The organism is Nitrosopumilus sp. (assembly GCF_025698945.1).
Classification (GTDB): Archaea; Thermoproteota; Nitrososphaeria; order Nitrososphaerales; family Nitrosopumilaceae; genus Nitrosopumilus.
Genome location: NZ_JAILWM010000001.1, coordinates 1 through 14,926, shown reverse-complemented (window position 1 = coordinate 14,926; position 14,926 = coordinate 1). Strand labels below are relative to the sequence as shown.

The window sequence follows — 14,926 nt, the reverse complement described above, 5'->3', positions numbered from 1 at the left end:
ATTCTCAGAGTGATGAAAAAGAAAGTCTTTCTAACTAGAAGACTACATAAATTTGCATTAGAGGAATTAAAGAAAAAATATCAAATTGAAGTTCATTCAGGTAAAATACCCATTCCAAAAGCAAAACTTTGTTCTAAAATCAAGGATGTTGAGGGACTGATCTGTTTTCCTTATGACAAAATCAATAGAGAGATCATAGATTTGGCAAAGAATCTAAAAGTGATTAGTACATACAGTGTAGGTTTTGATCATATTGATTGGATTTATGCAAAAAAGAAAAAGATCAGAATAGGATATACTCCAGAGGTGTTAACAGATGCAACTGCTGACTTGGCTTTTGCTCTACTAATTGATCTTCTAAGAAGAGTTTCAGAAGGAGACAGAATAATCAGAAAAGGGAAATGGAGAGAGATTTATGGCGCATACGATTATGTCGGAGTTGATTTACAGGATAAGACTTTGGGAATTTTAGGATTAGGAAGAATTGGCTCAACTCTAGCAAAAAGAGCCAAAGCATTTGGGATCAATGTAATTTATCATAACAGAGATAAAATTTCCAAATCAAAAGAAAAATCTTTGGGAGTAAAATATGTCTCATTTGAAAAGTTGATTTCTCAAAGCGACATTATTTCAATTCATGTTCCACATACTCCTGAAACTGAGCAGATGTTCAATCTGAGAATTTTTAAAAAAATGAAAAAATTATCATTCATAATCAACACATCAAGAGGTAAAGTAATCAATGAGAAAGATTTGGTTACTGCCTTGAAGAAAAAAATTATTGCAGGAGCTGGAATAGATGTGTTTGAATCTGAACCAATTGGAAAGAATCACCCACTAGTGAAATTAGACAATGTTATTCTTGCACCTCATATTGGCAGCTCCACTAAAGAGACAAGAGCAAAAATGGCAGAAATTACTGTAAGAAATCTAAATTTAGGAATAAAGGGGAAAAAACCGATCTATTCGGTAGGATATTGATTTTCACGCATAACTTGGTGCCACAAAAAATGTGCAGTTTTTATATCTAAATCATAATCTAAAATTAGATTGAAAAAATTCAAACATACAAATGAAGAATTAGAATTAGCTAAAGTACAATCTGAAAAAGAAAAGAAGAAGAAAGAATTACAACAATAACATTTTTTCTCCTTGTCTTTTTCAGACAAGGTTTTTTTTAAAATTTAATTGCAGAAGAAAATTTTTCATTCAATTTATCGTAAATATTTTTTCTTTGTGAAATTAGAGTTTTATTCTCATCATACATTTTTGTAAAAAATGCAGCTAAAACCCTTTCATTTTTTTCATTGAAAAATCGTACACTAAAGCTAGTGCGTTCTGGTTTTTCTTCTTCGACAAACTCTGCAGATCTTATTAATTCAGTATCAACATGCATGTGTGCAGGTCCATCATTATCTCCAATAGTAATCCATTTTTCTTTCTGTTTAATACTAAGAGGACTTCTGACCTCACTTGTCGCTCCCTGATTTTTGACAATAAACAAAATATCAGGAATTTTTACTAGATCAGATAACAATTCTAAAAGCAATAACTAGTAGTAAATACAAAATTATTTCAATTTTTAGATCTATTCATGTCTATTTGGACAAAATCATCAGCATCACCATGAATACAATCAGTTCCAACTGCTTTTACAGGTGAAAAACTGATTTTTCCTTCATGAATTTTTCCCTCATTTTGAAGAATACCAATTTTTCCTGAGACTATTTGCTTATGTTTTTCACAAGTAACACCTACCATATATTCATCCTTGTCTGCTACAATTGAAACTATAAACTCTGGAGGATTAACACATTGTTTACCATCTTCCATTACAGAGCACTGATCAGGCAGCATTACAGAAATTCAAGTCACATTAGATATTAATCTTGATTGTTACATATTCAATTTAATATCAACCAAAGTCAAGTATAACAAATGACTCATAATTTCGATATTGTAATTATTGGTGGAGGAATACTTGGGACATCTATTTCATATTTCCTATCATTTCTAAATAAATCAAAAAAGATTGCAGTAATCGAGCAAGCACATAATGTTGCGTTTCATACCAGTGGAAGAAATACTGGAAAAATCCATGCACCTTACCTATACAATCCTGAGAAGAAGAAATTGTTTGCAAAAGCTGCTTTTCATGGATATGGTATGTGGGAAGAATATGCAAAATTACAAAAATTGCCATTTAAAAAGGATGGAGTTTTAGAAGTGGCACTTGATAGTAAAGGAATCAAAGTTCTTGAAAAATATCTCAAATGGGGAAAACAAAATGGATTAGAAGAGAAAGACATTGAATTGTTAAGCAAAGAAGAGTTAAAAAAAATAGAACCAGAAATAAAATGCGAGGCAGCACTAAATGTTCACAGAGATGGCTCTGCAGATTATTCAGAATACACCAAAGCAGTAATGAAAGATAGTAAAGAGAATGGAATTAAATTTCTTTTAGATAACAAAGTAACCAAAATTAAAAAAGAAAAGGACAAGTGGACAATTATATTAAATGATGAACATAAAATAAATTCAAATTTTTTGATTAATGCAGCAGGAGGAGAAGCAATGGATATTGCTCATACTTTGAATGTTGCACAAAAATTAACAGATGTTCATTTTAGAGGAGAGTACTGGAAAGCACCACAAGAATATCACCACTTAACTAAAACAAGCGTATATTCAGTTCCCGAATATCAAGACTATCCATTTTTGGACCCTCATTGGATTATTCGAGTTGATGGTAAATGCGAGATTGGACCTAATGCAGTTCCTGTTTTTAGTCCATATGGATACAATAAAGTAGAAAACATCAAGGAGTTTATTCCAAAAATGTTAGAGATGTTAGGCTCTGGCGCAAGAAAAGCAATATTTGATAAGCAATTTCAGGAATTAGCATTCAGTGAAATACAGTCTTCAATGTCAAAGTCTGTAATGATTGACAGGGTAAAAAGATTTTTGCCAAAAATTAATGCAGATAAGATTACCGAAAAAGGAACTGCAGGCATTAGATCCTCAGTAATTGATGAAAATGGAAAATTTGTTCCAGATGTAATATTAATGGATAGTGAAAACTCTTTTCACATTCTAAATTACAATTCTCCAGGAGCTACTGGAGCATTACCATTTTCAGCCCACATTGTCAATCACCTAAGAGAATTAGGGTTTTTAGAATATGATGAGTCAGATGCACAGTGTGGACCATGGAAATTTTCAGACATTATTGAAAAAATTTCAGTCAGATAGGTTCATCCATTCCACAATTGATGCATTTTCTCTTATCTAAGATTAAAAAATAGGCAAAATTGTGAACAAATCCTTTTTTACAATCCAATAATGCAAATTATTGCTCTAGGGCATTAAGATGTAAGTTGAAATTAGTATCGATCTAGATGTAATTTCTTTGTTCAAAGTCATGCATTATTTTCAGCTTTTCCTTGCCATACAACTCTTTGAGGGAATGGGATTTCAATACCTTCAGCATCTAGGGCATTTTTAATTACTTTGAGTAAATTTGGTACGACTTCAATTAAATCATCACGTGGATGCCAAACTCTAACCAAGATATTTACACTGTTATCTGCAAGTTCTGAAATCCAAAATTGAGGAGCTGGCTCCATTAAAGCAAATTCAACGTTGTTCTCTATTGCAGTTTTAATAACTTTGATTGCCTTATCAATGTCCTCTCCATATCCAATTCCTACTGAAACATCACTTCTTCTAACCTCAGAGAGTATAAAGGAGCGGAGATTTGATGTAAACATCTTTTCATTTGGAATTCTAACTACTGTTCCATCAAATTGTTGTATCTTTGATGAGAATGTACTAATATCAATTAATTTTCCAGTTACACCTGAATCAACAATTTCAACATTATCTCCTTGTCTAACGGGTTTTTCAATTAGTAAAAAGACACCTGAGATCATGTTAGATACTACAGATTGGGCTGCAAATCCAATTACAATTCCCATAAATCCAGCACCTACTACCAAACCACCTAAATCAATTCCTTGACTTGCAGTGGCAGCTAAAAGAAATGCGATGATAATTCCATAGTAGATTAATTTGTTGAGTGTTTTTACTGTGTGAATAGGCATACTTGGTGCAAATTTTTTGTTAAAGATCATTCGGATTATTCTTGCAACAATTACTCCAACCACCATTAAAAGTCCAGTAATTAACAAACTCCAAACTGTAACTCCTTCCATAAGTTGCATATCTAGAATTTCAAAAGCCATTAGTCAAACCCCCTATCCATTACAAAGTTGACTTTTTCTTTAGAAGAATACGAAACAAGCTTCCAATCACCATTTTTTTTGTCAAATTCATTTCTAGATATATCAATTACATCTTCTCCTGAGATGTGTTTTACATTTCCAGTTACATCATCAATATGAACCTCAGAAGAGCCATTCAAATAATAGATGTTAAAATCAGTAATAGGAAAAACTAATTTCCCTATTAAAATTCCAGAATTTAGTTCATTAGTAATAAACACCCTCATTTTGGCAAATGTATATGGATAGAATTCATCTTTTTCTAATAGTTTTACTTTGGAGTACATGCAAAGATTTCCCTTTTCAGGCGTACCATACAAGGCAAATCTTGAGTGCATAGGCTCACACGTGAAACAATCAAAGAGATCTTTTGTTCCATCACTTTGATTGATTATGTATATTCCAATTTCTATCGGAAATTGAATTAGAAAGTTTATCGTGGAGTGTTTTTCTACAAAAATGGATTCTGCCAATCGAAGAAAAATCAAGTCATTAGTTTTTTTTGCAGGAAGATTAAGAGGGAGAATTGGACACATCTCAATTTTGATATTTCCATTTGATTTTGGAATTGATTTTCTAATTTCTTGATTTTGAGAATTTTTTCTGTAATATGAAAATCGATTATCAGGCTTTTTTTCAATATAAATTTCAGTTCTAGGTAATCTTAATTCTAATTTATCAGAGATTGAAAATTCTCCATATCCTGAATATTCCTTATCATTTGTAGTGATTGTATTCATATGTGCACTCAAATGAAGAGTGATTTTTTATGAAATATTAAGGAATTGGTTAAAAATTTGAAAAATACTGCAACTCATTACATTTCCAACATTATTACTGATGTATAGATTATTTTTCCATCAGATAACACAACAGAAAATAGTTGGATATCATGTATTGTTCGTTTTTGAACAGTTGTTAATCAAACATCAAGTTCTGAAACACTATGATTGAACTACAACATTCATGATTATTTCCGTTCTTATTGATCAAGTATTCTAATTGAATTCCTCAAGTACGTCTTGGTCTTTGAAGATCCAAGACAATCCAATCATGTCGGCTGCGGTAACTAAGAGAGGGTTTTTGGCCTCACTATCAATTAGGGATTGGCTTGATTTATCAAATTTGTATTGTATTATTTGCATGGTATAGGTTGGATTGTGAATTATATGTTAATGCCCGCTGATTTGTGGCATGCTATTTTAGAGTATTTAATTTGATAAATAAGTTAATCAATAGGGTTTTTTGGAAAAATCATTGATCATTTTATAAATTTCTAAAAGAGGGATTTATCATGGAATATGAAATAGTAAAAAACCCAATGGGACTAATTGAATTTACATTAAACAGAGGGGAGAAAATTACAGCTGAAGCTGCAGCAATGGTTTTCATCAAGGGCAACATCCTGACTGAAACACGGATGAGGAAAGGAGGATTCTTCAAATCATTCAAAGCTGCAGCATTAGGTGGAGAATCTTTTTTTGTAAATGAGTTCATCGCACAAGAAGACAATTGTAAGTTAGGAATTACAGGAAATATGCTAGGAGATATAGAAGTACTTGAAGTTAATGAAGAATTTATTGTTCAGTCAGGGGCCTTTGTTGGTTCAACTACTGATTTAACACTAGATACACAGTGGCAGGGATTTACTAAAGGAATCTTTGGAAGTAATCTTTTCATGTTAAGGACAATAGGAACAGGAAAAATATTTGTCAACGGATGGGGTGGAATTATAAAGAAAAAACTTGAACCAGGAGAAAAAATGATTTTAGATAACTATCAACTTGTTGCACTAAGTGTCACTGCAGATTACAGAGTAACAAAACATGGCAATTTCAAGAACACTTTGTTTGGTGGAGAAGCACTTGTTATAGAAATCATAGGTCCAGGAACAGTTTACATTCAAACAAAAAACATTATGGAGTTTGTGAGAGCATTAATTCCATTTTTACCAAAAAGGAATTAAATAATGAATCAAAAAGAAACTGATGAAATCTTAAATCATCTAGGTTTAAAAATAGAAAAGGATGTTCCAGGCATTGTAAAAATGCTTGTTAGAAAAAAATTGCATAAGTTAGAATCATTTGAAATCGATTCTTTGCCCAAGTCATTAAGAGAATGCACAGTTGAAGAATTAATTATAATTATTAAAGAGGGTCTAGAATCTGGAAAATTAAAAATTTGATTTTCAGAAAATACTAAATAATATAAAAAAACTTTTCACATTAGGCCTTTTAAAATTAGACATGCATTCAAAAACGAGGAGGTTCACTCATGCATAGTAACATATCAACAATACAAGAACTTCAAATCCTTAAAAACAACATGTCGATAGATTATCAGAAATTATGGCGCCGGGAGGGAGATTTGAACTCCCGTTCCCTTGCGAGAACGCGCTTTATGGTTAATTATTTCCAGGCGCGCGCCCTACCAGGCTAGGCGACCCCGGCACAAGTCTTGCGACAAATGAATTGAACAAATTTGATTATATATTATGTACTTTGAAAAATTCAAAATTACTTCCAGATTGTCACAGTAGTTGATTTCTCAATTTTGTTTCCTTGAGAATCCATACCTTTTGCAGATATTTTGTATAGACCTTCAAGAACTGAATCGCCATCGTTTTTTATTTGATTCCATGAAAATTCTATTTCACTACGTGGTTCCAAAATTGGATTTATTTCTTCTGCAGAAACCCATGGAGAATACATTAAGATTCCAGACAGACCAGTAATTCTCAATCCATAGGATGAATCAGAAAATATCAAAGGAGTTGTACCAGAATTAACTATTCTAATTATGATTTCTTCTCCCCGCTTAAAATCAGTCTTTTCAGTAACTACTGAAATTGACGGACCATCAACGAATTCAAGTTGACTAGTATTTTTCAAATCAATCAAATAAACACCTAGTCCAAGTCCTGAAATAACACCGATTGTAATAAAAACTACTAAACTTTTTGCTAACAATTTCTTCTAAAAGATTACCATGATTTTTTAATCCTTTGGAGTTGGCTTGCTTCTCCATTTTTTTGGATATGTGTTAGGAGCCATAATGATTCGTCTAGTTTCAAATGCATATCCCTTTGTTGCATCTCGTATCTCTTCTTCAGTCATTGTAGCTTCTGCAAGTGCCACTGCTTCTCCTTTCTGAGTATAAACTGCAACAAAATCACCCTTTTTCAGATTAGGAGATATCTTGAGTATTCCAGGAATGGCAAGTTGTGCACCATGACACATTGCATCAATTGCAGAATCACGAATTACAACTGATTTTAATTCACTTAGTGCATATTCAACAGGTTTTATCATCTTCATGAGTTTTGTGTCATCTTTTTTCTCCTCCCAGAGAGCATATGCATCTGCCAATTCATGCAAAGTAACTAATCCGTCTGTTTCATAAAATTGATCAACTCTGGTTCGCCTTAGCTCAATCATGGTAGCACCAGGCCCCAAAATTTCTCCAATATCATAGTATAATTTTCGAATGTATGTTCCAGCCTCACATAACACTCTCATTAAGAGCAGTCTTTCTTTTTGCTCCAATACTTCCAATTCATAGATAATTCTGCTCCTAGTTTGTCTAACTACTGCTGAGCGTTGTGGAGGTTTTTGGAAAATCTCACCTCTAAACATATCAATTACTTCATGTAGTTTTTCTTTTGATGGAAGAGAATGAACCCTTCCCAGGGCATGGTATTCCTTTGGTCCAAATAATAAAACACCAAGTGCTTTTGTTGCCTCACCCAATCCCAATGGTAAAACTCCAGATACTTGAGGATCAAGTGTTCCACTGTGTCCAATTTTAGGTAATTTTAAAATTCGTTTTGCCCATGCAACTGCTTCATGACTTGTAGGACCAGGAGGTTTGTCTAAAATGATAATTCCATAGTTTAGTAGTTGCTCTATAGTTCTTTTATCATAATAGGTACCGTATACATCATCAGTTATATCTTGATCAATTTCAATTAAATTTTCTAATTGTTTTAGAGTCATTGCAATTTCCTTACAGTTTCTTTTGTTACATCTATGACTTGTTGGGCAGTGAGATGATCAGTGTTAATTATTAAATCAAAAACAGATGTATCATCACCAAAATTAAAATTGTATAGTTTCTTGTAGAGTGCTTTGTTTCTATCAAATCGTTTTTTTGTAATTTCATAAGCTTCCTCAGAGCTCATGTTATCACGTGTTTGCATTCTCTTTGTACTGCTTGCATGTGAACCCTGCAACCAAATTTTAATTCCATTATCTACTAGCCAAGGTAGAGTATAACTGGTGATTACCATCCCACCTTGATTAAACAATGCAATGAGTTTATCATCTAATTTTTTATCAAATTCAGAGTTCTCTTCTCTCTGCTTTAGAAATTTCATACCATCTTCAGTATCCCACCAATCATCTCCATCGGAATCAAATCCTTGCTCTTTTGCCATCTCTTTTAGAACATCTCCACCACTAAGATATTGTAAGTGAAATTCTTCTGCTAGACCTTTGGCAACAGTGGTTTTTCCTACTGCTGGAGGGCCAGAAATTACAATGGATTTTTTCAACTGAGATCCATTGATGTTTTAGTTAGTTTCATAATAATGCCACTAAATGCAATGGATGATAGAAAATACCACGCCCAGAGATATAGTGCATTTTCTTTAGGACAAATATCTTCTAAATTAGCTGCTTGTTCTGCAGTGCATGTTAATTGGAAGAAATCACCAGGAATTACATTTAGAGGAATAGGAGATAATGCAACAGTGTATGAGAATAATTGCGGCAATACTAGATAAAATATCAAAATCAAAGGAACAAAGGTAATCATCATAGGTCTCATATTCATCTGCATCATCTCCATGGACATTTTGTTCATGTAAGATGATTTTTTGCTCAACTCGTTAATTTTTGCCTGGTCTTTTGATCTCATTGCAGCCATTCTTTCTTTTTGCCAAGCTCTTGTTTCTTTCATAATTCTTTTCAGTTTGGTCTGATCAACCATCTTTTTTCTAACTGCTGCATTAAACACATTAAGAATAATTCCAAATCCAGATACTGCAAACATTGAGAGTATTAACCCTTGTACAATAGGATCATCGCTTCCAAGATGTCTTGATTCTCCACCAAGAAAATCAAATTGAAGAGAAATTGAATCAATAAAGAGTAGAATAAAGTTAAAATCCATTTTTTACAGTCCTATTGATTTTATTAGTTTAGCAGCTGCTTCATCAATCTTTCCCTCACCATTTAGAATATGCTTGACTGGAGAGCCAGTAATTACAGCACATGCAGAAATCATTCCAGATTGAACATCTAATTCTTTTTTGATATTTTCTATAGTAATTTTATCTCTATTTCGAGTATCATCTTTCATTCGTCTGTTGTAAATTTCTTCAGGCTTTGCCGAAACAGAAATAAAGTTTGATGGCTTGAGAATTTTCAAAACATGTTCTGGTAATCCAGGATAATAGCCTTCAGGAGAATTGATAAATGCATGAGTATCAATAATTACAATTTGTTCATTTTGAGAAGCAATTTTTTCAGCAACAATTTTTTGAAGACTTTGTTGTTCAGACACTGGTAATTTTCGTAGTTCATCCCTATCTTGCAATCCATTTTCTTTGGCAACATCAAACATCAATGTACCATAGCTAATCACCTTGACACTTTTATTGTTGTTTTTTAGAATTTCAACAATTTTTGACAATAATGTGGTCTTTCCAACACCAGCAATTCCTATCATCACTATTTTCTTATTTTCTGCCAAGCAATGCACCCAATCGCGGCATGACTACCTCTACTTGTTCTCGTACTAGTTGCGTATAATAGTTAATCAAGATATCAACCATAAGCAAAATTCCAATTCCAGAACCAAATACACCAAGTACATCTGAAACACCTGCTAATAGACCCAAGATCATTGAGCCAATAATAGTGACAGAGGGAATGTACTTGTTTAGTAATGCTTCAACTGGAGCATTTGATCTTCTAAATCCAGGGATTTGTACATCTGCATCAAGCAAATTTTGAGCTGCGCTCTTTGGAGACAATCCACCAAGCTCTACCCACAATCTACCAAATACAACTACTATTCCCACCATAAACAAAACATATCCCACAGCACGCATTGGATCCAAAGCTGCAACATCTAATCCTCTTGGAGGTGTAATGTAGTAAATTAGACCACCAATTGGAGTTGAAGGGCTTGTAGGATCAAATTGCGCTATAAAATTCATAAAGAAGTTATTATTTCGCGGGTTCATGTTTGCCCAAAGCATTTGGAAGATGAAAACAGCATTAGCAGTCAGTGCTGATGCTAAGATGACAGGAATGTTAGAGACATACATTAGTTTGATAGGATAAACTGCAGAGAATCCTCTGTATTTGGTGGATACTATTGGAATCTCAATTTTCATTCCTTGTGTAAACACAAGTATCAGCAAAATTCCAGCTGTTAAGAATATCCCAAAGATGCTCGGAAGTTGATTTGAGCGGAAAAATACATTTGACAAGTCACCACCCATAATTGATTGTCCAATGTAAGGAATAATTCCAATTGTCCCTCCATCTCCTGCAGGTAACGGACTAAACAAGCTCCATAGAATCTGTTGTGCAACACCTGCCATGATAAACAGACTAATTCCACTTCCAATTCCCCAACCTTTCTGGATTAATTCGTCTAAGAACATGATAATAACAGACGCGGCCATTAGCTGCCCTATCATCACATACAGAAAGTGCGGCTCTGAAACTCCAGGACCATATACTGCACCTGCATATACAATGGATTCAGCTACAATTACAACATACGTTACAAGTTTAGTTGCAGTCTGAAAGATTCCTCTCTCTTCAGGTTTTTTAAAGTCAAATTTCAAAATGTCCGAACCCCTAAGCAATTGCATCAAGAGACCAGCTGTTACAATCGGCCCAATCCCTAATTCAACAAGGGTTCCTTGTTGGGATGCAAAAATAACTCTAGCAAATGCTAGAAAATCAAATTGAGGTGCAGTTGCACCAAATAATGGTGTTTGGCCCATAACCATGTAGATAAGTAATGCAACTCCACACCAGAGAAGTCTAGTTTGGAGGGGGATTTTCTTTTTAGGTTTTGGAACTTGAGGAAGATATGGTTCTGCTTTGAAAACAATTTTTCGAATGTATGTAGTAAGACTACCTTCAGCCATTATCCGATAACACTTCTCCCCCAACAGATTTTAGTTTCTCTTCAGCGGATGCTGTAAATTGTTTTACTTTGACGGAATATGCATTTGCAATTTTTCCGCCACCAAGGAGTTTTTCGTATCCTGCGCTTTCAAGGTCTACGATCTTTTTTCCTCCTTCTTCTTTTCCGAATTTTGTGAACAAGTCATCAAGATCACGGATGCTAGTCCATTTTTTTGTAATATTTGGGTGAGGTGGTTTAGTTGAATCATGGCCATAATGTTCTGGCTCATCTTTTAATGTAGTACTCCAATGATGCTTCATCATACCAGTAACTCCAAGACCGCCTTTATGACCACTTGCGCGATGTTGACCTACTTGTCCCCATCCCATATGTCGTCCGCCTCTTAGTCGTCTAGTTTTTCTTAATCTAGTTGCCATTCTATATCATTCTCCGTACAATTGCATCAAGTTCTTTGTTATGTCCAAGTACACCTTTTTGTCCATAGAGTCTCTTGGTACTTCGTTTAAATCCCAATCTTGGAGGTGCTAAAGCAAACCAAGGTTTGAGAGGTTTTAATTTTGACAAAGTTGCTTTTCCTTCTGCTAATGCAGTTCCTAATTCATCAGAACTTGAAAAACCCAATTCTTTAAGATCATCAGGAGTAATTTTTTGATATCCACCTTTTCTTGCTTTTTTATCAATTAGTTCTTTTGCCAAAGATGAATCAAGTTCAATCCATGTAACATAATGTTGTACTTTTTTTAGCATTCCCAAAGTGTTGTCTTTGGCTGGAAGAATTGTTGCTCGATATTTTTTATCCAATTTTAATAAATTCATGGTATGAGTTGCCCAATATGGACAATCAGCCTGACCTTTAATTCTAACAACGAGATATGCATTTGCCATATTCAATCAACCTTGACTAAATGTCTGTCTAAGACAGTCCAGAATTGCTTTTGAAGTTGAATTCATTGTAGGAGTTGAACCTTTTGCAGTAGTCCATGCATCTTTAAGACCAGCTAATTCCAATAATCGTTTAATCTTACCACCTGCAACTAAACCTAATCCACGAGGAGCAGGAATAATTTCTATAGTAACACTTCCACCTTTCCCTCTTACTTTGAAAGGAATAGAATGTTTTTGATCACATCTACATTCCCAACTTCCACAACCTAATTTGATTGGATTAACATTAAGAAATGCCTGACTTGTTGCCTTTTCAATTGCAATTCGCATTTGTTTTGATTTGCCTTGACCAATTCCCAAGTAACCATTTTCATTTCCTGCAGCAACTATAGCTTTGAATCTAGTTGATTGACCATTGGATGTCATTTTTTGAATAATTCCGACGTCTACTACTTCACTCTTCAAATCAGGAAGTAGTTTTTTAATAATTCCAGATTCTTGAATCCTTAATCCAGATTCAATAATTTCTTCGAGAGATGAGATTTCTCCTGAAGCGACTTTCTTTCCCAAAATAGTTTTTGGGATCCAGACTTCTTCTTCCGGTTCTCTTCTTGGTCTTCTAGGACGATCATTACCACCCTTAACACCACCAGGTGGACCACTTCCATAAACGGGTGGACCTCTACCTCGTTGTCCTGATTGTCTCTGAGTACCCTTAGCTTGTGTAGTTTGACTCATTACTATTTGACCTCACTATCAATTGTTGATTTAATTTTTGAAATATCATTTTTAACAGTAAGATGTTCGCCGTTGATTCTTTCAGTTGGAGGAAATGTTTCTTCTGAAGCTGGAACTTTAACACCTGCATCAATTACACCTTTTAATGCTGCAGCCATTCTTTGAGTATATTTTCTAGTACCAGTATACAAGATAGCATCTTTAGCACCTTTTCCAATTGCTTTTTTTCCTGCCAAATAACCTGTCAGGTATGCAGCTGGAATACTTTTTCTAGAACCTTTCCATCCTTTATCAATTAAAGATCTAGAATGAGCAAATGAAATGACTTTATCTCCAGTCATTCCAGGTGTTAGAATTTGGACTTGGGTATTTTCATTAGTAATATTTACAGTAATAAAATCGCGCTTACCAGTAAGCATGGTTCCACGTTTTTTATAATTGGTCTTTTCTTCTCTTAGTCTTCTTAATATTGTTGAATAGGCCATCTACAGAAATCGAGTTTGAACCTTCTCTTATATACGTTAACCGTGAATTAGAGCAACTAGCAAAGCTTTCTGAGAATGAAGACGGTTTTCTGCCTCATCCCAAATTACAGATTGAGGTCCATCAATTACTGATGATGTTACTTCTTGGTCTCTTTTAGCAGGAAGACAATGCATAAAGATCGCATTTTTCTTTGCACCTTTCATTAGTTTTGAATTAACTTGAAACTTTGGAAGAAATTTTTTAATTCTTTTTGGATCATTGTTATGAATTGAGGAATATGTATCAGTGACAACAACATCTGCATTTTTAACAGCAATGAAAGGATCTGAAGTCAATTCAATTTTTGTGGATTTTTTTGCTTCCTTTAGAACATTTTTGTCAGGTTCAAATCCTTTTGGAGTTGCAATAGACATACTAATTCCAGATAAGGAAGCACCGTAAATCATAGAATTACAAACATTATTCCCATCACCTATCCAAGCAATTTTTAATCCTTTGAGTTTTCCCTTCTTTTCTTTAATTGTCATAAAGTCAGCAAGAATTTGACATGGATGATATGAATCAGATAGTCCATTTATCACAGGTACACTTGCATGCTGAGATAATTTTTCCAATAATTTATGGTCATATACTCGTGCCATAATACAATCCGTATATCGAGAAAGAGTTTTTGCAGTATCTTCTATAGATTCACCTCGAGATAATTGCATGTCATTAGATGAGAGATTTATTGAATATCCTCCTAATTGATACATTCCAATTTCAAAACTCACACGTGTTCGAGTTGATGGCTTTTGAAAAATCATTGTCAAGGTTTTATTTTTTAAAATTGGTTTTGCTACTTCTTTTTTTAATTCATTTTTGAGTTTAATTGCATTGTCAATTAATCCCAAAAATTCCTTTGGAGATAATTCCGCCAATGTGAGTAAATTTTTTGTTTTTAGTTTCATTTCTTAAAAAATCCAAACAGACCTCTTTTCTTTTTAGATTTTTCTTCTTTATCATGTTTTTGTATCTCTTCTTCATCTTCAGTCTGAGTCTCATCATCTTGTTTACTCTTAGATTCTCCAGGGTTAGGTCTTCCATTTTTTATCCAATCACGTATTTTATTTCCAAGTTTGATTGCATCATTGTCATTTTCAGGTGGCGGGATGTCAAATAGATCAGAATATGTTGCAATATCATTATCCTTAATTCCATCAAATGGATCAGTTGTAGAATTTTCTGGTGTTGGTTCTGGTGTTGGTTCTGGTGTTGGTTCTGGTGTTGGTTCTGGTGTTGGTTCTGGTGTTGGTTCTGGTGTTGGTTCTGGTGTTGGTTCTGGTGTTGGTTCTGGTGTTGGTTCTGGTGTTGGTTCTGGT

20 protein-coding genes, 1 tRNA gene and 1 pseudogene are annotated in these 14,926 nt (G+C 33.9%); 4 read left to right on the top strand and 18 right to left on the bottom strand.

Annotation, left to right across the window (positions count from 1 at the left end):
- Window positions 1-12: 12 nt before the first annotated feature.
- The gene (locus K5790_RS00110; protein ID WP_297591689.1) at window positions 13-981 is read left to right on the top strand and encodes a D-glycerate dehydrogenase; all 969 of its coding nucleotides are present in this window, start codon (window positions 13-15) and stop codon (window positions 979-981) included.
- 196 nt (window positions 982-1,177) lie between these two features.
- On the opposite strand, the gene K5790_RS00105 is transcribed toward K5790_RS00110, so the two are convergent.
- Window positions 1,178-1,549 (bottom strand): ChuX/HutX family heme-like substrate-binding protein, encoded by a 372-nt coding sequence (locus K5790_RS00105; protein WP_297591688.1) that lies wholly within the window; start codon window positions 1,547-1,549, stop codon window positions 1,178-1,180.
- Between the two features lie 26 nt (window positions 1,550-1,575).
- Window positions 1,576-1,857, bottom strand: a complete 282-nt coding sequence (locus K5790_RS00100) for a hypothetical protein (protein ID WP_297591687.1) — start codon at window positions 1,855-1,857, stop codon at window positions 1,576-1,578.
- Between the two features lie 81 nt (window positions 1,858-1,938).
- On the opposite strand from K5790_RS00100, the gene K5790_RS00095 reads away from it, so the two are divergent.
- Window positions 1,939-3,252 carry an NAD(P)/FAD-dependent oxidoreductase gene (locus K5790_RS00095; protein ID WP_297591686.1) on the top strand — a complete coding sequence of 438 codons (1,314 nt, stop codon included), beginning with the start codon at window positions 1,939-1,941 and terminating at the stop codon, window positions 3,250-3,252.
- Window positions 3,253-3,419: 167 nt separating this feature from the next.
- On the opposite strand, the gene K5790_RS00090 is transcribed toward K5790_RS00095, so the two are convergent.
- The 3 genes from K5790_RS00090 to K5790_RS00080 all read right to left on the bottom strand — a co-directional run bounded on the left by K5790_RS00090 (window position 3,420) and on the right by K5790_RS00080 (window position 5,428).
- A complete protein-coding gene (locus tag K5790_RS00090; RefSeq protein ID WP_297591685.1) occupies window positions 3,420-4,244 on the bottom strand; it encodes a mechanosensitive ion channel family protein in 825 nt (274 codons plus the stop codon).
- Window positions 4,244-5,023 (bottom strand): DUF432 domain-containing protein, encoded by a 780-nt coding sequence (locus tag K5790_RS00085; RefSeq protein WP_297591684.1) that lies wholly within the window; start codon window positions 5,021-5,023, stop codon window positions 4,244-4,246. Before K5790_RS00085 ends, K5790_RS00090 begins: the two co-directional genes overlap by 1 nt.
- Window positions 5,024-5,281: 258 nt before the next feature.
- Complete coding sequence (locus tag K5790_RS00080) at window positions 5,282-5,428, bottom strand: hypothetical protein (RefSeq protein ID WP_297591683.1); 147 nt, start codon at window positions 5,426-5,428, stop codon at window positions 5,282-5,284.
- A 149-nt stretch (window positions 5,429-5,577) separates the two neighbouring features.
- Between K5790_RS00080 and K5790_RS00075 the strand changes: the two genes are divergently transcribed.
- Both K5790_RS00075 and K5790_RS00070 read left to right on the top strand, forming a co-directional pair.
- Window positions 5,578-6,249: a TIGR00266 family protein gene (locus tag K5790_RS00075; RefSeq protein ID WP_297591682.1), complete on the top strand. Its 672-nt coding sequence runs from the start codon at window positions 5,578-5,580 to the stop codon at window positions 6,247-6,249.
- A gap of 3 nt (window positions 6,250-6,252) precedes the next feature.
- Window positions 6,253-6,468 carry a hypothetical protein gene (locus tag K5790_RS00070; protein WP_297591681.1) on the top strand — a complete coding sequence of 72 codons (216 nt, stop codon included), beginning with the start codon at window positions 6,253-6,255 and terminating at the stop codon, window positions 6,466-6,468.
- Between the two features lie 164 nt (window positions 6,469-6,632).
- On the opposite strand, the gene K5790_RS00065 is transcribed toward K5790_RS00070, so the two are convergent.
- The 13 genes and pseudogenes from K5790_RS00065 to K5790_RS00005 all read right to left on the bottom strand — a co-directional run.
- Window positions 6,633-6,733, bottom strand: a tRNA-Ser gene (locus K5790_RS00065).
- A 66-nt stretch (window positions 6,734-6,799) separates the two neighbouring features.
- A complete protein-coding gene (locus K5790_RS00060; protein WP_297591680.1) occupies window positions 6,800-7,252 on the bottom strand; it encodes a hypothetical protein in 453 nt (150 codons plus the stop codon).
- Between the two features lie 27 nt (window positions 7,253-7,279).
- Window positions 7,280-8,278, bottom strand: coding sequence for an RNA-guided pseudouridylation complex pseudouridine synthase subunit Cbf5 (locus K5790_RS00055; protein ID WP_297591679.1), 999 nt, complete (start codon window positions 8,276-8,278; stop codon window positions 7,280-7,282).
- Window positions 8,275-8,835 (bottom strand): cytidylate kinase family protein, encoded by a 561-nt coding sequence (locus K5790_RS00050; protein ID WP_297591678.1) that lies wholly within the window; start codon window positions 8,833-8,835, stop codon window positions 8,275-8,277. Before K5790_RS00050 ends, K5790_RS00055 begins: the two co-directional genes overlap by 4 nt.
- Window positions 8,832-9,455, bottom strand: coding sequence for an EMC3/TMCO1 family protein (locus tag K5790_RS00045; protein ID WP_297591677.1), 624 nt, complete (start codon window positions 9,453-9,455; stop codon window positions 8,832-8,834). Before K5790_RS00045 ends, K5790_RS00050 begins: the two co-directional genes overlap by 4 nt.
- A gap of 3 nt (window positions 9,456-9,458) precedes the next feature.
- On the bottom strand, window positions 9,459-10,046 hold the full coding sequence (locus tag K5790_RS00040) for an adenylate kinase (protein WP_297591676.1): 588 nt from the start codon (window positions 10,044-10,046) through the stop codon (window positions 9,459-9,461).
- A complete protein-coding gene (secY, locus tag K5790_RS00035) occupies window positions 10,024-11,454 on the bottom strand; it encodes a preprotein translocase subunit SecY (RefSeq protein WP_297591675.1) in 1,431 nt (476 codons plus the stop codon). Before secY ends, K5790_RS00040 begins: the two co-directional genes overlap by 23 nt.
- Window positions 11,447-11,872, bottom strand: coding sequence for an uL15 family ribosomal protein (locus tag K5790_RS00030; protein WP_297591674.1), 426 nt, complete (start codon window positions 11,870-11,872; stop codon window positions 11,447-11,449). Before K5790_RS00030 ends, secY begins: the two co-directional genes overlap by 8 nt.
- Window position 11,873: 1 nt before the next feature.
- A complete protein-coding gene (locus K5790_RS00025; RefSeq protein WP_297591673.1) occupies window positions 11,874-12,341 on the bottom strand; it encodes a 50S ribosomal protein L30 in 468 nt (155 codons plus the stop codon).
- Between the two features lie 6 nt (window positions 12,342-12,347).
- Window positions 12,348-13,079 (bottom strand): 30S ribosomal protein S5, encoded by a 732-nt coding sequence (locus tag K5790_RS00020; protein ID WP_297591672.1) that lies wholly within the window; start codon window positions 13,077-13,079, stop codon window positions 12,348-12,350.
- A gap of 2 nt (window positions 13,080-13,081) precedes the next feature.
- On the bottom strand, window positions 13,082-13,564 hold the full coding sequence (locus K5790_RS00015; protein WP_297591671.1) for a 50S ribosomal protein L18: 483 nt from the start codon (window positions 13,562-13,564) through the stop codon (window positions 13,082-13,084).
- A 36-nt stretch (window positions 13,565-13,600) separates the two neighbouring features.
- Window positions 13,601-14,515, bottom strand: coding sequence for an ornithine carbamoyltransferase (argF, locus tag K5790_RS00010; RefSeq protein WP_297591670.1), 915 nt, complete (start codon window positions 14,513-14,515; stop codon window positions 13,601-13,603).
- A pseudogene (locus K5790_RS00005) lies at window positions 14,512-14,926 on the bottom strand (signal recognition particle-docking protein FtsY); the annotation flags it as partial. The gene argF and the pseudogene K5790_RS00005, both read right to left, overlap by 4 nt.